Source organism: Trinickia sp. (genome assembly GCF_057351765.1).
In genome coordinates this window covers 44,655-65,000 of sequence record NZ_JBMRBK010000022.1, presented here as the reverse complement: position 1 = coordinate 65,000, position 20,346 = coordinate 44,655, and the positions used below count along the sequence as shown (strand labels likewise).

At 62.9% G+C, this 20,346-nt stretch carries 16 protein-coding genes; 8 read left to right on the top strand and 8 right to left on the bottom strand.

What is annotated here, in order from left to right:
- Positions 1-349: 349 nt before the first annotated feature.
- The 3 genes from ACO1XS_RS04920 to ACO1XS_RS04910 all read left to right on the top strand — a co-directional run bounded on the left by ACO1XS_RS04920 (position 350) and on the right by ACO1XS_RS04910 (position 3,985).
- Positions 350-1,600 carry an MFS transporter gene (locus ACO1XS_RS04920; protein ID WP_414720134.1) on the top strand — a complete coding sequence of 417 codons (1,251 nt, stop codon included), beginning with the start codon at positions 350-352 and terminating at the stop codon, positions 1,598-1,600.
- Positions 1,601-1,726: 126 nt separating this feature from the next.
- Entirely contained in the window at positions 1,727-3,430 is a 1,704-nt protein-coding gene (locus ACO1XS_RS04915; RefSeq protein ID WP_486390131.1) for a S8 family serine peptidase, read from the top strand.
- A 12-nt stretch (positions 3,431-3,442) separates the two neighbouring features.
- Positions 3,443-3,985 (top strand): hypothetical protein, encoded by a 543-nt coding sequence (locus ACO1XS_RS04910; RefSeq protein ID WP_486390130.1) that lies wholly within the window; start codon positions 3,443-3,445, stop codon positions 3,983-3,985.
- 30 nt (positions 3,986-4,015) lie between these two features.
- On the opposite strand, the gene ACO1XS_RS04905 is transcribed toward ACO1XS_RS04910, so the two are convergent.
- Positions 4,016-4,846, bottom strand: coding sequence for a 5'-methylthioadenosine/adenosylhomocysteine nucleosidase (locus ACO1XS_RS04905; RefSeq protein ID WP_486390129.1), 831 nt, complete (start codon positions 4,844-4,846; stop codon positions 4,016-4,018).
- 8 nt (positions 4,847-4,854) lie between these two features.
- A complete protein-coding gene (locus ACO1XS_RS04900; RefSeq protein ID WP_331566044.1) occupies positions 4,855-7,227 on the bottom strand; it encodes a UvrD-helicase domain-containing protein in 2,373 nt (790 codons plus the stop codon).
- Between the two features lie 180 nt (positions 7,228-7,407).
- Here ACO1XS_RS04900 and ACO1XS_RS04895 point away from each other — a divergent pair, with 180 nt between their 5' ends.
- Both ACO1XS_RS04895 and galU read left to right on the top strand, forming a co-directional pair.
- A complete protein-coding gene (locus ACO1XS_RS04895; RefSeq protein WP_331566046.1) occupies positions 7,408-10,275 on the top strand; it encodes a valine--tRNA ligase in 2,868 nt (955 codons plus the stop codon).
- Between the two features lie 55 nt (positions 10,276-10,330).
- Positions 10,331-11,212 (top strand): UTP--glucose-1-phosphate uridylyltransferase GalU, encoded by an 882-nt coding sequence (galU, locus tag ACO1XS_RS04890; protein ID WP_331566048.1) that lies wholly within the window; start codon positions 10,331-10,333, stop codon positions 11,210-11,212.
- Positions 11,213-11,303: 91 nt separating this feature from the next.
- Here galU and ACO1XS_RS04885 read toward each other — a convergent pair whose 3' ends face one another.
- From ACO1XS_RS04885 to ACO1XS_RS04860, 6 genes are all read right to left on the bottom strand, one after another.
- Entirely contained in the window at positions 11,304-11,750 is a 447-nt protein-coding gene (locus tag ACO1XS_RS04885; RefSeq protein WP_486390128.1) for a cupin domain-containing protein, read from the bottom strand.
- Between the two features lie 64 nt (positions 11,751-11,814).
- Positions 11,815-12,042 carry a sulfurtransferase TusA family protein gene (locus ACO1XS_RS04880; RefSeq protein ID WP_173254743.1) on the bottom strand — a complete coding sequence of 76 codons (228 nt, stop codon included), beginning with the start codon at positions 12,040-12,042 and terminating at the stop codon, positions 11,815-11,817.
- A gap of 78 nt (positions 12,043-12,120) precedes the next feature.
- Positions 12,121-13,563, bottom strand: a complete 1,443-nt coding sequence (locus ACO1XS_RS04875) for a virulence factor (RefSeq protein WP_486390127.1) — start codon at positions 13,561-13,563, stop codon at positions 12,121-12,123.
- Positions 13,564-13,925: 362 nt separating this feature from the next.
- Positions 13,926-14,984: a Gfo/Idh/MocA family oxidoreductase gene (locus ACO1XS_RS04870; protein ID WP_331566054.1), complete on the bottom strand. Its 1,059-nt coding sequence runs from the start codon at positions 14,982-14,984 to the stop codon at positions 13,926-13,928.
- Positions 14,985-15,006: 22 nt separating this feature from the next.
- Complete coding sequence (gene iolG, locus ACO1XS_RS04865; RefSeq protein WP_331566056.1) at positions 15,007-16,029, bottom strand: inositol 2-dehydrogenase; 1,023 nt, start codon at positions 16,027-16,029, stop codon at positions 15,007-15,009.
- A complete protein-coding gene (locus ACO1XS_RS04860; RefSeq protein ID WP_440562508.1) occupies positions 16,022-16,903 on the bottom strand; it encodes a MurR/RpiR family transcriptional regulator in 882 nt (293 codons plus the stop codon). Before ACO1XS_RS04860 ends, iolG begins: the two co-directional genes overlap by 8 nt.
- Before the next feature lie 225 nt (positions 16,904-17,128).
- Here ACO1XS_RS04860 and ACO1XS_RS04855 point away from each other — a divergent pair, with 225 nt between their 5' ends.
- The 3 genes from ACO1XS_RS04855 (at position 17,129) to ACO1XS_RS04845 (ending at position 20,337) form a co-directional block, all read left to right on the top strand.
- Positions 17,129-18,187, top strand: coding sequence for a sugar ABC transporter substrate-binding protein (locus ACO1XS_RS04855; protein ID WP_331566060.1), 1,059 nt, complete (start codon positions 17,129-17,131; stop codon positions 18,185-18,187).
- Between the two features lie 133 nt (positions 18,188-18,320).
- Positions 18,321-19,490, top strand: a complete 1,170-nt coding sequence (locus ACO1XS_RS04850) for an ABC transporter permease (protein ID WP_481581667.1) — start codon at positions 18,321-18,323, stop codon at positions 19,488-19,490.
- Between the two features lie 31 nt (positions 19,491-19,521).
- Positions 19,522-20,337 carry an ATP-binding cassette domain-containing protein gene (locus ACO1XS_RS04845; RefSeq protein WP_331566064.1) on the top strand — a complete coding sequence of 272 codons (816 nt, stop codon included), beginning with the start codon at positions 19,522-19,524 and terminating at the stop codon, positions 20,335-20,337.
- The last annotated feature ends 9 nt before the right edge of the window (positions 20,338-20,346 follow it).

Genomic DNA, 20,346 nt, shown 5'->3' with positions numbered 1-20,346 from the left:
ATTCGGCGGCCTTCTTGAGGCGCGGAGCACGAGTGAAAACCCGCATTCCGCACGCATTTTTTGCATGCCTTTCCCGCATGCCGGTGGGGTTATAACGTGTCAAAAAGCGCCGGAACAGGAAACCCGGCATGCTTTGCGGGTAAGCCGAGCGCTACCGCGGCGGATCATCGATATACCGGCGCATCCGACGATGATGTCTCGTTGGCGACAAACAATGTCCGAGTTGTCTTTTTAAGACAACCTACACTTACGAAATCGGACCGGCACCGCTCGGCCTTCGTCCGGGTCTTGCTCGCGCCCGCGTCGCTCGACGAAGCGACGGATGCTCACTCATTTCAGGATGCCTGGCATGCAAAAAAACGCTCTCGCGGCGAATGCCGCGCCTAACATGCCCGCCCCCACGGCTGCCGCCGGCGGTATACAGCGCACCGTTTATTCCGTTCTGGGGGCAATCAGCTTCTCGCACCTGCTGAACGACATGATTCAGTCGCTCGTGCTGGCGATTTATCCGATGCTCAAAGCGAACTTTTCGCTGTCGTTCGCGCAAGTCGGCCTCATCACGCTGACCTATCAGATCACGGCATCGCTGCTGCAACCGCTCGTCGGGATCTATACCGACAAGCGTCCGCAGCCGTACTCGCTGCCGGTCGGCATGGGGTTCACGTTGAGCGGGCTGCTCTTGATGTCCGTTGCCCCGAGCTTCGGTGTACTGCTCGTCGCGGCGGCGCTCGTCGGATGCGGTTCGTCCGTGTTCCACCCCGAGTCGTCGCGCGTGGCGCGCATGGCCTCGGGAGGCCGCTACGGGCTCGCGCAGTCGCTGTTTCAGGTGGGCGGCAACGCCGGTACCTCACTGGGCCCGCTGCTCGCCGCGCTCGTCATCATTCCTCACGGCCAACGCAGCATCGCCTGGTTTTCGGTTGCGGCGCTGGTCGCCATCGTCGTGCTCGCGCAAGTCGGCCGCTGGTACAACCGGCATCCGGCCACGAAGAAAAAGGCGCGGGTCCGCGCAGGCCACCCGTCACTTTCCAGGCAACGCGTCGCGCTCGCTATCGGCGTGCTGGTGCTGCTCGTGTTCTCGAAGTACTTCTACCTCGCGAGCATCAACAGCTACTTCACCTTTTATCTGATCGACAAGTTCCATCTGAGCGTGCAGGCCGCGCAGATCCATCTGTTCGTCTTCCTGGCGTCCGTCGCGGCGGGGACGATCGTGGGCGGCCCGATCGGCGATCGCGTCGGGCGCAAGTATGTGATCTGGGTGTCGATCCTTGGCGTCGCTCCGTTCACGCTGCTGCTGCCGTACGCGAATTTGTTCTGGACCAGCGTGCTGACCGTGCTCATCGGTCTCGTGCTCGCCTCGGCGTTCTCGGCCATTCTGGTCTACGCGCAGGAGCTGATCCCGGGCAACGTCGGGATGGTGGCCGGCTTGTTCTTCGGGTTCGCGTTCGGCCTCGGCGGGATCGGCGCAGCCGTGCTCGGCAAGCTGGCGGACGTGACGAGCATCGACTACGTCTACAAGGTCTGTTCGTTCCTGCCGCTGATCGGCATTCTCACCGTCTTGCTGCCCGACGTCGAACAAAAGCGGCAAGCTCGCGCCGCCTAGTCCAAGCACCTTGCCCCGCACATCGCGGGGCTCAATTCGTCCGAATTCTCCCCCCCGCGGCGGGGGCGAGAACTGAAAACGACTACCTTGCGCCATCGGGTCCACCGTTACCGCAAGGAGTCGTGAATGACCGTTTTCCAGCGAGGCAGAAGCACTCGCCCTCTGGCGTTGCCGCCTGTCCCCGCATCGCGTGCCCTGCTCGCCACCCTCCTGTCGAGCATGCTAGCCGCATGCAGTGGCGGCGACGACGCGCCCGCGGCCACTGCCAGTCCCGCCCCCGTCGACGCACGGCCGCCCGCCGATCCGCTCTTCCAATACCAATGGCATCTCGTCAATACCGGCCAGCTCGTCCGTCCCGACCGCTGGTGGCGGGGGACGCCGGGTGTCGATATCAACGTCGCGCCCGTGTGGAACCAGGGCTTCGAGGGTCACGGCGTCACCGTTGCGGTGGTGGACGACGGCATCGAGATCGGGCACGAGGACTTGCGTGCCAACATTGCCAGCGGACTGAGCCGCAACTATGTGACGGACGGTGGGGACCCCACTCCTTCCATCGAGGAGAGGGCTCACGGCACGTCCGTGGCGGGCATCATCGCCGCCGCGCGCAACAGCCTCGGAGGCGTCGGCGTTGCGCCCGGCGCCAAACTCGCGGGCCTCAACTTACTGTTGAGCAGAAACGAGTCCGACCTCGCCGACGCGCTGGGTCTGGGCATCGCCGATGGCCGCATCGCCGTCTCCAACAACAGTTGGGGCTCCGCCAACGTTGCCATGCCCGGCATGCGCGATGTGATCGAAGAGGAGATCGTCCGCAAAGGCGTCGACGAAGGCCGCAACGGTAAAGGGATCGTCTACGTTTTCGCCGCTGGCAACGGCAACAAGGATTTCAATGAGTCGACGCAGCCCCGCCTGCCTCACTACGGATGGAGCAACTTCGACCGCTATGTACCGACGCAAGCGCTAGCGGTATGTGCCGTCAACGCAAACGGCGTTGCGTCCGAGTATTCGTCGAACGGTACGAACCTTCTCGTCTGCGCGCCGAGCGACGACATGCCCGACGCGCGCGGCGTACCGCAGGGCCCCGCCATAACGACGACAAAGCCCTACGGCAAATACACGCATGAATCGGGCGGCACCTCGTCCGCGGCGCCGATGGTCTCGGGCGTGGTCGCACTGATGCTGCAGGCGAACCCGGAACTGACGTGGCGCGACGTGCGACTTGTTCTCGCGCGCACAGCTCGCATCCTGCCGTCGATGGAAAACGACCCCGGTGCCAATTGGATTACCACTGGCGCGACGAATCCGTACACGGGCAATCCGTATCGCTACAGCACCCGATACGGCTTCGGCCTCGTCGATGCCCAAGCCGCGGTCTCGTACGCGCAGCGCATCAAATCGGTCGGCGGCTCGCATCAGGCGTTCTGGGCGCAGCCATGCGGGGGCTCCGTCAGTGACGACGATCATGCGGCAGAGGCAACGGGTTCCGTCGAGCGAACGTTCAAAATGTCCTGCGGCAACCGCACGGTTGAATTCCTCGAAGCCGACATTGCGCTCGAGCATCCGAATTTCCGCGCGTTGCGCGTAACGCTGGAATCCCCTCGCGGTACCAAGCTGCTGCTGAGCCCCGAGTACTCCCGCTGCGTGGCTTCATACGAGAACTACGGCCTGCCCGCCGAGGCATGCAGTTCCGAAATGTTCGACCACCGCTTCCGGACTCACGCCGTCACGGCCCTCGACGAACCGGTGAGCGGCGACTGGACGCTGCGGATCGAGGATGCCCTGAACACGGGCGAACCGATCCACCTGCGCAGCGCCACGCTTGGCATCTACTGAACGAGGACCATCATGTTACGACCCGCTCTCTTCGCCATGGGCGTTATCACACTGCTTTGCGCCACGGGACAAGCTCCCGCCGTCGCCTCCGAGGCGCCGGCGCCCACTTACTGGTACAACGGCGATACCAAAGTGCCGCTCTACCGCCAACCGCAATTGCAGGCCCGGGGCCATCGAGAGACAGCGCCGCGCGGCGCAGCGCGTATCGCGGCCGGACGGAATTTGCCCCCCATCTACGAACGCGCACCGCAGGAGTCGGCCGGCAGCCCGTCCGCACTCACCGTATATTCGACCCGCGCCGATTGGCGCCGCGGAAAACTCATGGTCCAGGCACCGGGCGTCGTGTTCACGGTCGCGGACGGCGAACGCGCGAAACGCGCCGAGGCTTGGCTCGCCGAACGCGGATTGCGCGCCAAACCCCTTGCAGACGGCGCCGCATACAAGATCGACAACGTCTCGGGCGTACAGGCACTCAACGTGGCAAATGCACTTTATGAGAGCAAGCTCGTGCGCCATGCGCAGCCGAATTGGATGATCGACATCGACCGCCAGTAGTCACGCGACGAATCGCTCGTGGACCTGGCGCTAGGCGCCCGCCGGCGCGGCAGCGTCCGCATAAGCGCGCAAGAAGCGTTGCAGCACGCCCGAAGAATAAGCGCCGGCGATATCGCTCAAGAATGTGGTGAACAAGGCGGTGGCATGATCGTCGGCCGTGTCCGAAATCGTCCGCACGATCGCGTGCGGTACGTCATGCTCATAGCAGACCTGCGCTATGGCCGCACCTTCCATCTCGACGGCCATCGCCTCGGGCAATGCATGCGCCAGCGCGCGTACTTCAGTCGTGCTCGAGACGAACCTGTCACCGCTGATGATCAAGCCACGGTGCACGTGCGGCGCCGCAAACCCAAAGCGTTCGGCCAGCATTGCGCCTTCGTCGGCAAGAAACCGCTGACAGGCGGTTGCAAGCAGGTCGGCCAGCAGCGCATCGGTGGGAAAGTGCGCGCGCTCGAGCAGCGGCACCTCATAGCGCGGGAAAAGCGGCGAAGCGTCGAGATCGTGCTGCAGCGAGGAATCGGCGACCACGATATCGCCCACTCGCACGCCGGGGCCGACGCCACCCGCGACGCCCGTGAAGATCATCGAATGGACACCGAAGACGTGAATCAGCGCGCTCGCGCTGGCGGCCGCCGCGACTTTGCCGACCCGCGCAAGCGTGGTCACGCAGGGCACGCCGTAGGCGGTGCCTACGTGATAGTCGCGCCGGCCGAGCGTCACCGTGCGCGTCTCGCCCTCAGCGCGCATCGCTTCGACGAGATCGCCCAGCTCTTGCGGCAGCGCCGCCAGCACGCCCAGGCGGCGCACGGCCTGCTCGCCGCGGTGTGCGGCGCCGCTGCCGCTATCGTTGTACGTGCCCATCCGCACCCTCACTCGACCACTTGCAGTTTGGCGACGGCGAGTGCGAGCCACTTCTCCCCGTGCCGCTTGAATCGGACATGCGCGCGCGCATCCGCACCGCTGCCTTCGAGCGCGGTGATAGCGCCTTCGCCGAACTTCGTGTGAAACACCTGCTGGCCGACCCGGAAACCCGTATCGGCCGCGCGCTGTTCGTTCGCAAACGCGGGCAGCGGCGCCGCGGGCGCCTCGGCGGCGGCGTAACCGCCGTAGCGTTGTTGCTCGCGGCCGGGCCGCGCGAACCAATCGCGCCCCCAAGCGGCATTGTCGGATCGGCCGCCCCAGCGCGCGCCCGCTTCGGCTTTCGGCGTCAGCCACTTCAGCGTGGCCTGCGGCAGCTCATCGAAAAACCGCGAACGCACGTTGTAGCGCGTCTGGCCGTGCAACATGCGGCTTTGCGCAAAAGAGAGGTACAGACGCTCCTTAGCGCGTGTGATCGCCACGTACATGAGGCGGCGCTCCTCCTCGAGCCCGTCCGGGTCGATCGCACTGTTTTCATGCGGGAAAAGCCCTTCCTCGAGCCCCGAAATGAAGACAGCCGTGAATTCGAGTCCCTTCGCCGCGTGCACCGTCATCAGTTGCACGGCGTCCTGGCCCGCCTGCGCCTGGGAATCGCCCGCTTCGAGCGACGCGTGCGAAAGAAAGCCCGCAAGCGGCGTCATCGTGTCCGGGTTTTGCGCGGGGTCGCCCAGCCCCGGCGCGTCGAGTACGGTCACGCCCGCGTCGTCCGGATCGGGCGCAAGAGCCGGTGCGGCGGTAGCGCCCGGTGCGAGCGGTATCGAACGTGCGGGGGTATCGAGACCGTAGCCCTCCTCGCTCACGAACGCGGCAGCCGCGTTGACGAGCTCCTGCAAGTTCTCGAGCCTGTCTTGCCCCTCGCGCTCGCCCTCATAGAAAGCCGCGAGACCGCTCCCGCGCACGACATGCTCGACAGTCTCCGGCAGGCTCATGCGCTCGGTTTCGGCGCGCATCTTCGCAATGAGATTCGCGAACGCGGCAAGGCTCGAACCGGCTTTTCCGGTCACGTAGGGAATGGCGGCCGCCATGGAACAGTTGTAAAGCCGCGCCGCGTCGGCTAGCTGCTCGATCGAGCGCGCGCCGATACCGCGTGTCGGAAAATTCACGACGCGTGTGAAGGCCGTATCGTCGTTTGGATTGTCGATGAGCCGCAGATACGCCAAGGCATGCTTGACCTCCTGCCGCTCGAAGAAGCGCAGCCCACCGTAGACGCGGTATGCAACGCCGGCGTTGACGAGCGTATGCTCGATCGCGCGCGATTGCGCGTTGCTGCGATAAAGGATGGCCATCTCGCTGCGCGCGAGCCCGTTGTTCATGAGCGCGCGGATTTCCTCGACGATCCAGGCGGCCTCCTGCGTGTCCGTGGCCGCCTCGTAGACCCGTACGGGCTCGCCGTGGCCCGCATCGGTGCGCAGGTTCTTGCCGAGCCGGCGCGCATTGTTCGCGATCAGTTCGTTGGCGGCGTCGAGAATGTGCCCGTGCGAGCGGTAGTTCTGTTCGAGTTTGATCAGATGCCGCACGTTGAACTCGCGCTCGAAATCGCGCATGTTGCCGACGTTCGCCCCGCGAAACGCGTAGATGGACTGATCGTCGTCGCCGACAGCGAAAATGGCATTCGACTGTCCGGCCAGCATCTTGAGCCATGCGTACTGGAGCTTGTTCGTATCCTGGAATTCGTCGACGAGGATGTGGCGAAAGCGCGCCTGATAGTGCGCGCGCAGCGGCGCATTGTGCGCGAGCAACTCGTAGCAGCGCAGGAGCAGTTCGGGGAAGTCGACGACGCCTTCGCGCTGGCATTGTTGCTCGTAGGCGCGGTAGAGCTCGACGAACTTCAGGTTGAAGTTGTCGGTGGCATCCACCTGATCGGGCCGCAGCCCCTGCTCCTTCGCATTGTTGATGAAGTACTGCAGATTCTTCGGAGGATATTTTTCGTCGTCGACGTTCAAGCCCTTCATCAGCCGCTTGATCGCCGAAAGCTGATCGGCCGTATCGAGAATCTGGAACGTGGCGGGCAGCGCCGCATCGCGATGATGGGCGCGCAGCATCCGATTGCACAGACCGTGAAACGTGCCGATCCACATGCCGCGCGTGTCGATCGGCAACAGCGCCGACAACCGCGCCATCATTTCACGCGCCGCCTTGTTCGTGAACGTGACCGCGAGCACCGTCGCAGGCGACGCGAGCCCCTGCTGGATCAGCCATGCGATCCGTGTAATGAGCACGCGCGTTTTGCCGCTACCGGCACCGGCCAGAATCAGCGCCGGTTCGTTCGGCAGCGTGACGGCCGCGAGTTGTTCGGGGTTCAGATTGGCAAGCAGATCGGGCATGGAGGGGGCGATAGACGAGGCACGGCGCCCATTATAGCCAGCGGGAGTGCGCCGGCGCTCGCCTACCGGCGCATCGGGCCAAGGCGCTCGGCCCGCCGACGCGGCCGCCCGAACGTGCGACCCTTTATAATTCAACGTTTCGTACGGTCTTTTCATGCATCTTTCCGCGGATTTCCAACCATGAGCGACACCACGCTGGCGAAGAGTTTCGAGCCCCAGACGATCGAGGCCCAATGGGGGCCCGAATGGGAAAGACGCGGCTACGCCGCCCCGTCTTTCGAGCCGGGCCGGCCCAATTTCTCGATTCAGCTGCCGCCGCCGAACGTCACGGGCACCCTGCATATGGGGCACGCGTTCAACCAGACGATCATGGACGGTTTGACGCGCTATCACCGCATGCTCGGCGACAACACGCTCTGGCTGCCCGGCACGGACCACGCGGGCATCGCCACGCAGATCGTCGTCGAACGCCAGCTCGATCAGCAAGGCGTGTCGCGTCACGATCTCGGGCGCGAGCAGTTCGTCGAACGTGTCTGGGCCTGGAAGACGCAATCGGGCTCCACGATCACCCAGCAGGTGCGGCGCCTCGGCGCATCGATCGATTGGTCGCGCGAATATTTCACGATGGACGAGAAGATGTCGAAAGTGGTCTCCGACGTCTTCGTCCGGCTTTACGAGCAAGGTCTCATTTACCGCGGCAAGCGGCTCGTGAACTGGGACCCGGTGCTGATGACCGCGGTATCCGATCTCGAAGTGGCGAGCGAGGAGGAAAACGGCCATCTCTGGCATATCCGCTATCCGCTCGTCGACGGTAGCGGACACCTCACCGTGGCCACGACGCGCCCCGAAACGATGCTCGGCGACGTTGCCCTGATGGTCCATCCTGAGGATGAACGCTATGCGGCGCTGATCGGCAAGAAGGCAAAGCTGCCGCTCACCGATCGGGAAATTCCGATCATCGCCGACGATTACGTGGACCGCGAGTTCGGTACGGGTGTCGTGAAAGTGACGCCCGCGCACGATTTCAACGACTATCAGGTCGGCCAGCGTCATGGGCTGCCGCAAGTCGAAATCCTCACGCTCGACGCGAAGATCAACGACAACGCACCCGCGGCCTATCGCGGTCTCGATCGTTTCGAAGCCCGAAAGCGCATCGTGGCCGATCTGGATCAGGCGGGCCTGCTCGAAGCGGTCAAGCCCCACAAGCTGATGGTGCCGCGCGGGGACCGTACCGGTGTCGTGCTGGAGCCGATGCTGACCGATCAATGGTTCGTCGCGATGAGCAAGCCGGCGCCCGCCGGCACGTTCAACCCCGGCAAGTCGATCGCCGAAACGGCGCTCGATGTCGTGCGTCGCGGCGATATCCGGTTCGTGCCCGAAAACTGGACTTCCACCTACTATCAGTGGCTCGAGAACATTCAGGACTGGTGCATTTCGCGCCAGCTCTGGTGGGGCCACCAGATTCCGGCCTGGTATGGCGAGAACGGTGAAGTGTTTGTTGCGCACAGCGAAGACGCGGCGCGCGCGCAAGCCGCGGAACGCGGTTATACGGGCGCGTTGAAGCGCGATGAAGACGTGCTCGACACCTGGTTTTCGTCGGCGCTCGTGCCGTTCTCGTCGCTGGGCTGGCCAAACGAGACGAAAGAGCTGCAGTGCTTCCTGCCCTCCTCGGTGCTCGTCACGGGCTTCGACATCATCTTTTTCTGGGTCGCGCGCATGATCATGATGACGACCCACTTCACCGGGCGCGTTCCGTTCGGGACCGTCTATGTTCACGGGCTCGTGCGCGACCACGAAGGCCAGAAGATGTCCAAGAGCAAGGGCAACACGCTCGACCCGATCGATATCGTCGATGGCATCGATCTGGAAACGCTGGTGTCCAAGCGCACGACCGGCCTCATGAACCCGAAACAGGCCGAATCGATCGAGAAAAAGACACGCAAGGAGTTTCCGAACGGCATTGCCGCGTTCGGCACCGATGCGCTGCGCTTCACGATGGCTTCCATGGCGACGCTCGGGCGCAACGTCAACTTCGACCTCGCGCGCTGCGAGGGCTATCGCAATTTTTGTAACAAATTGTGGAACGCGACGCGCTTCGTCCTGATGAACTGCGAAGGCCACGATTGCGGATTTTCGAAACCGAAGCCCTGCGCGCCTGGCGACTGCGCGGCCGGCGGCTACACCGATTTCTCGCAGGCGGACCGGTGGATCGTCTCGCTGCTGCAGCGAACCGAAGCCGAGGTGGAAAAGGGTTTCACGGATTACCGCTTCGACAACGTCGCGAACACGATTTACAAGTTCGTCTGGGACGAGTATTGCGACTGGTACCTCGAGCTGGCCAAGGTGCAGATCCAAAACGGCACGCCGGCTCAGCAGCGCGCCACGCGCCGCACGCTGTTGCGTGTGCTCGAAACGGTGCTGCGGCTCGCGCATCCGATCATCCCGTTCATTACCGAGGCGCTATGGCAAAAGGTCGCGCCGCTCACCGACAGCTACCCGCAGGACGCAGCCCCCGGTGCCGCGTCCGTCATGGTGCAGCCCTACCCGCGCGCGCGGGAGAGCAAGATCGACGAGGCGGCCGAGCGCTGGGCAGCCGATCTGAAGGCCGCCGTCGACGCCTGCCGCAATCTGCGCGGGGAAATGAACCTGTCGCCCGCGACGAAGGTGCCGCTGCTCGTGCACGGCGACGCCACCCGTTGGACGAGCTTTGCGGCCTATGCGCAGGCGCTTGCGCGCCTTTCCGAGGTGCGCATCATTCCGGACGAGGCCACGCTGGATCGCGAAGCGCACGGCGCGCCCACCGCAATCGCCGGGGGCGACCGGCTCGTGCTGAAGGTCGAGATCGACGTCGGGGCAGAGCGGGAGCGCCTTGGCAAGGAAATTGCTCGGCTTGACACGGAAATTACCAAGTGCGCTGCGAAACTTGGCAACGAATCTTTTGTCGCAAAAGCACCGGCCGCGGTCGTGGAGCAGGAGCAAAAAAGGCTGTCACAATACAGGGACACCGTCGCCAAGCTGAGCGCGCAGCTGGCACGGCTGCCTGTATGACGCGTGCCGGACGAGTCGTTTCGACGAAGCCAATCGATAAAATCAGGGTAATGCCATGCTAAAAGTCACCAAGGCAGTCTTTCCCGTGGCCGGTCTCGGCACACGGTTTCTTCCCGCCACCAAGGCGAGCCCCAAGGAGATGCTGCCGATCGTCGACAAACCACTGATCCAGTATGCGGTGGAAGAAGCGATGTCAGCAGGCATCACCGAAATGATTTTCGTGACCGGACGCAGCAAGCGCGCGATCGAAGACCACTTCGATAAGTCCTATGAGATCGAAGCGGAGCTCGAGGCACGCGGCAAGGAGCGGCTGCTCGAACTCGTGCGCAGCATCAAGCCGAGCCATGTCGACTGCTTCTACGTGCGGCAGCCGGAGGCGCTCGGGTTGGGGCACGCGGTGCTGTGTGCCGAGAAGCTCGTCGGCGACAATCCGTTCGCCGTCATCCTCGCGGACGACCTGCTCTACGGGGTGCCGAGTGTCATGAAGCAGATGGTCGACGTGTTCGACCACTATCACAGCTCGGTCATCGGCGTTGAGGAGATTCCGCCGCAAGAGACGAAGTCTTACGGCATCGTCGATGGCAAGGAATGGGAAGACGCGATCATCAAGATGTCGGGCATCGTCGAGAAGCCGGCGCCTGATGTTGCGCCGTCGAATCTCGGCGTGGTTGGCCGGTATGTCCTGAAACCCCGCATTTTCGAGCATTTGCGTTCGATCAAGCCCGGTACCGGCGGTGAGATTCAGCTCACCGATGCGATTCAGTCGTTGCTCTCGGACGAGCAGGTGCTTGCGTACAAGTATCACGGCACGCGTTTCGATTGCGGCAGCAAGCTCGGGTATCTCAAGGCAACGGTGGAGTTCGCGCTGCGCCATCCCGAAGTGGCCGAAGAGTTCGAGCATTACCTGCGTACGCGCTCGCCGGTGATGGATAGCTAGGATTGGGTGTGCGGGCGGCGCGAGTGACGCACTCGCCGCCGTTCGCAACTGGTTGAGGGCGTGCTGCGGTTGGATTGAAAGCGATCGTCGTTCAGTGCGGTGGGGCCGCTGGCACGAGCCCGTACCTGGACATGACCTCGATAAGTTTCTCGCGGTCGGGCGGGCCGCCGGCATTGACGATTGCTCCGACATCACGAAAATACTGAGCGCCAATGTCGGGAGTCAGAACAATCAACGCGCGGGCAATGCCATCATGTGGATTGCTGAAGTGATGGACCGATCCGCGTGCCGTGAACATCCATTCCCCTGGTGTCAGGTCTCGGACTACCCCATCGACCGAGTACCGAAGCATGCCCTCGAGCACATAGACGCATTCTTCGTTACCTGTATGGCTGTGTGGCGGGGGAACATGCGCGTTAGGGGGCACGGTCAACTCGAAAACACCCATCCCGCCTGTCGCAGTTCCATCTATCAGGTATTGGATCTTCAATTGACCCACGTGGATTGATTCGCGTGTCGCCGCGCCGCTGAGAGTCATGTTCAAACTCCTCGAGATTACGGATTCTTATCGATCCGTCGACGTTGTCCGCGAGCCGCGCCGCTCACCGGCGACGCATCAAAAACACGAACGTCTTATCCTGCGCCGAACTTTCGACGATCTCATTGCCCGTTTGCTTGGCGAACGCCGCAAAATCGCGCTGCGAGCCCGGATCGGTTGCCAGCACCTTCAGAATCTGTCCGCTCTGCATGTCAGCCAGCGCCTTTTTCGCGCGCAAAATCGGCAGCGGACAATTGAGCCCGCGCGCGTCGACTTCCTTGTGAATTTCCATCGGTGATCGGCCTTCGTCGTGAACGGCTCGGCCACGTCAGCCGTGGCCAGTTGAATCGAGCAACGTAAACGTGGAATTTTACCGCAGCGCACCGCGCGACGCTTGCGTGATAGCTTCTCCCCACCATGGCAGCTCCCCGCTGCTCCAACTGCGAGCACAGAACTGTCCGGCGCCGAGAGCGGCGCCATCGGGCCGCTCGGGAGGCACAACGACAACGGCGACCGGACGATCGGAATCGGTCGTCCCCGCAACGAGCACCTTGTTGCCGACATGGTTCGCCCGGCCGATCGCCATCGCGATGTTGGTGAGCGCGCTACCTGCGCCCATATCGCCCAGGCGCGCCGCCGTGTTGAAGCTTTGCTTGCGGGAATCGAAGGCTACAAGCGTTTCGGTCAACGAACGGCCAAGCGTGCCAAGCCGCGCCGATGCGAGATCGCTACCCGCTCCGGCGTCATGGATCACGTAATCGATATTTGCTACTTCGCTATGCGCATAGGCAGCCGCCATCGCAACGGTATCTCGCCATGCTTCGAGCGCCCGCACCGCACCTGGCCTCGGAACGTAGTTCTTGATACTCCCGGTGACCGCCCTGCCGATCCATGCAAGCGGCTCGCACCGCGCCTCGTAACGTGGCCCCGCAAGCACCAGCAACGCCATAGTCTCGCTGGACTGTTTGCCTTTCGACGGGCGATCCGGTGCGTCCCAGTTCATCACCCACACGCTCTTGTCCGGATTCTCCTGCAGATAGTCCATCGCCGCATTCAGAGAGGCGAAGCCGGCATTCGCGCCGCCACGCGTCAAATTCACCCGCGGACACACCTGAGCGCCGCGGCCGTCCAGCGGCGCACTCTGACGAGCGAATTCACGGACGAGCCGCCCGCGCACATACTCTTGGACTTCAGCGGGATCGAGCCGATAAGCTGGGATGGCGTATTCCACGCGTATATCGCGGATATCCGCCCCGGGACCAAAGCCGTCAAAGCGCCCGCGGGCGAGCAGCCCGAACATTTCATCGATATAGCTTTGATGGGTTCGATGGAACGTTTCGCTATCGCCGTTTTGACCTGCGGCTGTCAGCACAGGCCGCATGGCGCCAGGTTTCATCGCGCTCGTTCCCGGCCAATCACAAACCTGATCCGGCTTGATCAAGCCAAGTGTCCAGAGAATTCGCCATTCGGTCGGATAATCGCGTCGACACAGTGGATTGAGCCAAATAACGCCGACCACCTGGGCCATGTCCAACGCCCCGCGCTCCTCCCCCGCGGACGCCGGTTTCGATTCGTCGCGCACCTCGTCTCGAGCGCTATCGAAACCCGTCAGCGCGAAGCAAGCCACGAAAACGTAGAAGCTCACCGTCAGCGGCAAAATCAGCAATCTCCTTATCAGGTCGTCCGTCGTCAAATACCCTATCTCGACGACGCTCATTCTCACGAGCGGAAAAACACAAATGCCGAACGAGAGCACCGTCAATGCAGCCGCCCAACCAACCTTGTTGCCATTCACCAGGATCACTCGATTCACAGCAACCTCCGGTCTATAAAAAGATGCCCTTATCCGATTATCTGGATTTCGCAGGGCGATAAGCCGCGGCACGACCCACAGGCCACGCCATACGGTGGAATGTTCGCCGCACGAAAAAATGAGCGCGCCCCATCCTCGACATAAGCCGATTAGCATTCCTAATTATCGAGATGGAAAATGACGTGTGATGCGGAAACAACTGCGGCAGAACTGAGCGATAAACTACCGACGGAAAAGATCGGCGAAATCGATGCTCGGGTTTCTCGGACGAACGCCCGAAAGAACAAGACGGGCCTGCTCAACAGGCCCGTCGCAAGGGATCGGTTCCACGCAGTGGCGAGCGATATGCCACTGCGCCACAGCTATAGCGCGACAGGTTGTCCGCTTTCGAGCGCCCGACGCAGCGCCTGTCCGATACGCGTCGCTTCGAGCGCGTCGGCAAGCGAGGCTCCGGACGCCACACCGTCGCCCGGGCCACCGGACGCAGCCGATGCGACCGACGCGACAAAAGCCTGCGCTTCGCACAAAAACGCCTCTTCGAAACGATCGAAGAACGTCGGCGTGCATTCGTTTCGCACACCGCGTTCATCGTAGATCTCGACGCGATTGGCGCGCGGATTCTGACCGATGGTGAGCGCACCCGACGTACCGATCACCTCGCTGTGCGTATCGTTTCCATGCGCCATCGTTCGCGAAGCGTAAAAAACCGCAAGCCGGCCGCCCTCGAATTCGACGACCCCCACGCCATTGTCGACATCGCCGCACTCGCGCAAGCCCTCGTGCAGCGCGATCGTGCCCGTCGCATAAGCACGCGTGGCGCGCGCGTTGCCGAAGAACCAACGCGCGATATCGATATCGTGCACGGTGCAGTCGAGAAAAATACCGCCCGAGGTGGGCGCAAAGCGGACGAAGAACCCTTCCGGATCGTTCTTGTCCGTCGTCTGCGAGCGGATCATGAACGGCCGCCCTATCTGGCCCGCGGCCACTTTGTCGTATGCATCGCGGTAGCTGGGATCGAAGCGGCGCATGAACCCGATCGTCGCAATGAGCGACGGATGCTCGCGCGCCACGGCCAGCACGCGCTCGCACTCGGCCACATCGAGCGACAACGGCTTCTCGCAAAACACATGCTTGCCCGCTCGCAGCGCGGCCACGATCTGCTCGGCGTGCAGCGACGAAGGCGTCACGAGCCACACCGCATCGATTTCGCTGTCGGCAAGGAGGGCTGCGTAATCGGCATGAAGCCGCGGCCCGGGCAGCGCCTCGCGCGCCCAAGCGCGCTCCGCCTCGACGGGACTGCAAACGGCTGTCAGTACCGCTCCCGGAACCCGGTAGGCCAGATTCATGGCGTGCCGGGCGCCGAGGCGGCCAAGCCCTGCTACGCCGATCCTGATCGGCGCGTGGTTGGCAATAGTCGTCATCTCCACACTCCACCCGGTTCGATCAAGCCGCCGTTTCGTCGATGCGCACCGCGCGCCCTTCGCGCCACGAACGCGTCGCCGCCTCGGCCAGCTCGAGCGCCTTCACGCCGTCGGCAATGGTCGTGCGTACGGCTGTGCCGCGCGTCACCGCATCGAAAAAATGGGCAATTTCATTCGCGTACGCGGTACGGTAGCGCTCGAGAAAAAACGCCTCGGGAACGTCGGTCGATACGGCCCGCGCGCTGAATGCCGTCACCTCCGTCGGCCGTACATTGCCCGCCTGCAGCATCCCGCCGCTGCCGAGCACTTCGAAACGCTGATCGTAGCCATAGGCGGCACGCCGTGTCGTATTGATCTGGCAAAGCCGCCCACCCTTCGTGCGGATCGTGACCGCGGTCGAATCCGCATCCCCCGCCTGCTCGATCGCCGGATCCGTCAGGCAGCTGCCCGTCGCATGCAGCGACTCGGCTTCATCGCCGAGTATCCAGCGGAAAATGTCGAAGTCGTGAATGAGCATGTCCTTGAAGATGCCGCCCGAGCGCTTGATGTATTCGACGGGCGGTGCGCCCGGATCCCGGCTCGTCACGACGAGCATCTCGGGCGTACCGATCTCCCCCGCATCGAGCCGTGCCTTGACGGCGGCGAACGTCGGATCGAAGCGGCGCTGAAACCCGATCATGCAAACCACGCCTGCGCGCTCGACCGCTTGCGCGCAGGCACGCGCGCGTTCGAGCGCGAGATCGACGGGCTTTTCGCAAAACACATGTTTGCCCTGCGCGGCCGAGCGCTCGATCAGATCCGCGTGCGTATCCGTGCTCGAGCAGATGACCGTCGCACCGATCGAGCGGTCGCCGAGCGCGACATCGGCCTCGACGACTTCCGCACCATGCTCGCGCGCCAATGCTTCGGCCGCTTCACGGTTCACATCGACCACATACTTGAGCCGAACACCCGGCTGCCGCGCGAGATTGCCTGCGTGAATGCGGCCAATGCGGCCCGCCCCGAACACGGCGACGTTCATGGTGCCGTGGGTCTTGTCAGTCATCGTATCCTCCAGTGTCTTTGGATTCTTCAACTTTGAGTTCGAGCCTGTAGGCCAGCGCGACGAAAAGCGCCTGACACAGGCAGATCGTGCTTGTCAGCGCGCGAAATGCAAACGCGCTGCCCTCCTTCACAAACAGTTGCGCGCTGGCATACCGCGCGAGCGGAGACAGGCGGCTATCGGTAATGACGAGCGTTTGCGCCTGGTGATGATGCGCGACGCGCAGGCAATACTGCGTTTCGCGGCCATAGGGTTCGAAGCTGATGGCGACGACGACGTCGCCCTTTTTCACGCTGCGGATCTGCTCCCGGTACATACCGCCGAAGCCGGAAATCAGATGCACGCGCTTGGCTGTGTGCTGGAGCGCATAGACGATGTAGCTCGCCACGGCGAAAGAGCGGCGCACGCCCACCACGTAGATGTTTTCCGCGCGTTCAAGCATCGTCACGGCCGCGTCGAACTGCTCGTCGTCGAGCGAGGCATCGAGCTCGTCCAATCCGTTGCGGCAGGCCGTGATGAATTCGCGCGCCATCGTCCGGCCCGACAGGCGTCCCGGCTTGTCGTCGATCAGCTTGCGGATACGCTGCTTGTAGGTCTGCCCCGAAGGGTTGTGGCCCGTGTAGGCCTGCTTGAACACTTCCTGCAGATCGGAAAACCCGGAAAACCCGAAGCGCTGCGCGAAACGGACGACGGCCGACGGGTGCACGCCGCAACTCGCCGCGATGTCGCTCGTGCGGTCCACCATGACACTCGAGCGGTGCTGCTCGAGATACGTGGCCACGCTTTTCAGTTGCCGCGGCAGCGAGTCGTACGCATCCGCGACACGCTGCATCAACTCTTCGACGCTCGGAAGCTGATCTGTGCTGTCTTCCTGCATGACTGATGTCCCCTCTGTTCTCCCGCACTGCACAACGCTTAGCGCAGCAGGCGATGGATGCGGATTATAGGCGTTGGCCCGTCGAAATGGAATGAATTTTCCATTTCTCACATGGATGAAATTTTCTTTGCAATCTCACGCGAGTTCGCCTACTCTTTTCCGTGAGCGATATGGCGGGTTCTGCGCCGCGCTCGTCACAACATAACTTCGAACAGGTGGAGACAAATGAGACAAGGCAACCGCAAGGCCGCTTTGAAGACGATCGCGGCAACGCTCGCATCGGGGCTCGCCATCGCATTCACGGCGTTCGCCGCGCCGGCCGCCCAGGCGGCCGATGCGAAATTCGTGCTGATCAGCCACGCGCCCGATTCCGATTCCTGGTGGAACACGATCAAGAATGCGATCAAGCAGGCCGACGAGGACTTCAACGTTCAGACCGATTACCGCAATCCGCCCAACGGCGACTTGTCGGACATGGCGCGTCTCATCGAGCAGGCGGCGGCACGCAACTATGACGGCGTCATTGCGACGATCGCCGATTACGACGTGCTGAAGGGTTCGATCAAGAAGGTGACGGACAAGCACATTCCGCTCGTGACGATCAACTCGGGCACGGAACAGCAGAGCAAGGAACTGGGCGCGATCATGCATATCGGCCAGCCCGAATACGCGGCAGGTCATGCCGCCGGCCTGAAGGCGAAGGCGGCGGGCGTCAAGTCGTTCCTCTGCGTCAATCACTACGCAACGAACCCTGCCTCGTTCGAGCGCTGCCGCGGTTTCGCCGAGGCGCTCGGCGTCAATTTCAAGACCTCGACGCTCGATGCGGGCACCGATCCGACGGGCATTCAGACGAAGGTTCAGGCATACCTGCGCAACCATCCGGACACCGGCGGCGTGCTCGCGCTCGGCCCCAATTCGGCTGAGCCGACGATCAAGGCACTGCAGCAAATGGGCAAGGCCGGGAAGATCTGGTTCGCGACGTTCGACTTCTCGCAAGATATCGCGAACGGCATCAAGGACGGCACGATCCAGTTCGCGATCGACCAGCAGCCCTACTTGCAAGGCTATATCCCGGTTGCCGTGCTGGCCATCGTAAAGAAGGACCACACGACCGATCCGGTCAAGATCGAGAAGATCCTGCAAAGCAACGAGAAGTTCAAGAAGCGTCTGGCCGACTACGGTCTGGACCCCGTCTATGAGGCGACCACGATCCGCTCCGGCCCCGGCTTCATCACCAAGGAGAACGTCGATAAGGTCGTCAAGTTCGCGGGCCAGTACCGCTGAACGCAGCCGCGCTTAGCCCAGGCGCATAAGCGCGGCTCGACCTCCGATTCCACTTTTCTTGCGCGGCACGAACGGGCTTGGCCCGGGGATGCCTGGCCCGGTTCGCCCGCGCGATTCAGCTTGGAGACATTCGATGAGCGTCACCGATCAAATCCACGGCAACCCGAGCCACCCCGAGCAGCCGGGTTCCTCCCCAAGCGCCGCTTCCGCGGCGGCCGCCGACGAACGCGTGCGCCGCGAGTCGTGGTTCAAACATCTGCTCAACCGTCCCGAATTCGCCGCGCTCGCCGGCACGGTCATGGTGTTTCTCGTCTTCGCGCTCGGTGCGCGCGATTCGGGCATGTTCAACCTCGACGGCATCATGAACTGGTCGCAGGTTGCCGCCTATCTCGGCATCCTGTCCGTCGGCGCATGTCTGCTCATGATCGCCGGCGAGTTCGATCTGTCGATCGGTTCGATGATCGGGTTCGCGGGCATGATGGTCGCCCTGCCGACGATGTACTTCCATTGGCCGATCGAACTCTCGATTCTGTTCGCCTTCGTGGGCTCGATGGCGCTCGGCGCGCTCAATGGCTATCTCGTCATGCGCACGAGGCTGCCGTCGTTCATCGTCACGCTTGCTTTTCTCTTCATTCTGCGCGGCCTGACGCTCGCGCTGTCCGTCATGTTCGCGGATCGAACGATCATCTCGGGCGTCGGCGACGTGGCCACACACAGCGCAATCGCGCATACGCTCTTCCAGGGCGTCGCGTTCCACGATTTTTTCCGCTGGCTCGCGCATATCGGCATCGTGCGGTTGCTCGATAACGGCGAACCGCTCGTGCCCGGCGTGCCGAAGGTAATCGTCTGGTGGATCGCGCTCGCCGCCGTCGGCGCCTTCACGCTTGCCAAGACTCGCTTCGGCAACTGGATCTTCGCCGTCGGCGGCGACGCCAACGCGGCCAAGAATGTCGGCGTGCCCGTTCGGCGCGTCAAGATCCGGCTTTTCGTGCTGACCGCGTTTTGCTCGTGCCTCTTTGCGGTGCTGCAAGTCTGCGACATCGGTTCGGCCGCGGCCGACCGCGGCCTGCAAAAGGAGTTCGAGGCCATCATCGCCGCGGTGATCGGCGGCACGCTGCTCACGGGCGGCTATGGCTCCGTCGTCGGCGCGTCGTTCGGCGCACTCATCTTCGGTGTCGTGCAGATCGGCATCAGCTACACGAATATCGATTCGGACTGGTTCCGCGTATTCCTCGGCCTGATGCTGCTTTTCGCCGTGCTCTTCAATCACTACGTCCGCAGCCGCGTCGCGACGTCGCGCTAAGCGCGAACTCCGAACGACAGGAGACTGAACGATGTCTACCCTCGAACACCCAACGACGAACGACGACGATTTCATCCTCGCGCTCGAAAACGTGAGCCGCTACTTCGGCAATGTCATTGCACTCAAGGATGTCACGATCAAGCTGCGGCGCGGCGAGGTCCACTGCCTGCTCGGCGACAACGGCGCCGGCAAGTCGACGCTCATCAAGACGCTCGCGGGCGTGCATGCGCCGAGCGAAGGCACTTATCGCGTCGACGGCAAACCCGTGCATTTCGCTTCGCCGAAAGACGCGCTCGACCTGGGCATCGCGACCGTCTATCAGGATCTCGCGCTCGTGCCGCTCATGTCCGTTGCGCGCAATTTCTTCATGGGCCGCGAGCCGCAGAAAAAGCTTTTCGGGCTCGTGAACGTCATGGATATCGAAACGGCGGCGCAGACGGCTCATGACAAACTGGCCGAAATGGGCATCCACGTGCGCGATGCGAACCAGCCGATCGGCACGATGTCGGGCGGCGAGCGCCAGTGCCTCGCCATCGCACGCGCGATTCACTTCGGCGCGCGTGTCCTGATCCTCGACGAGCCGACCGCGGCGCTCGGCGTCAAGCAAAGCTTCAATGTCCTCAGGCTGATCCACAAGGCACGCGAGCGCGGCATTTCCGTTATCTTCATCACTCACAACGTCCATCACGCCTATCCGATCGGCGACTCGTTCACGCTGCTCAATCGAGGCCGCTCGATGGGCACGTTCACGAAGGAAACGATCAGCAAGGAAGCCGTTCTCGACATGATGGCGGGCGGCGCCGAGATGCAAAAGATGATCGCCGAACTCGATGGCGCCACGATCTGACACGCCCTT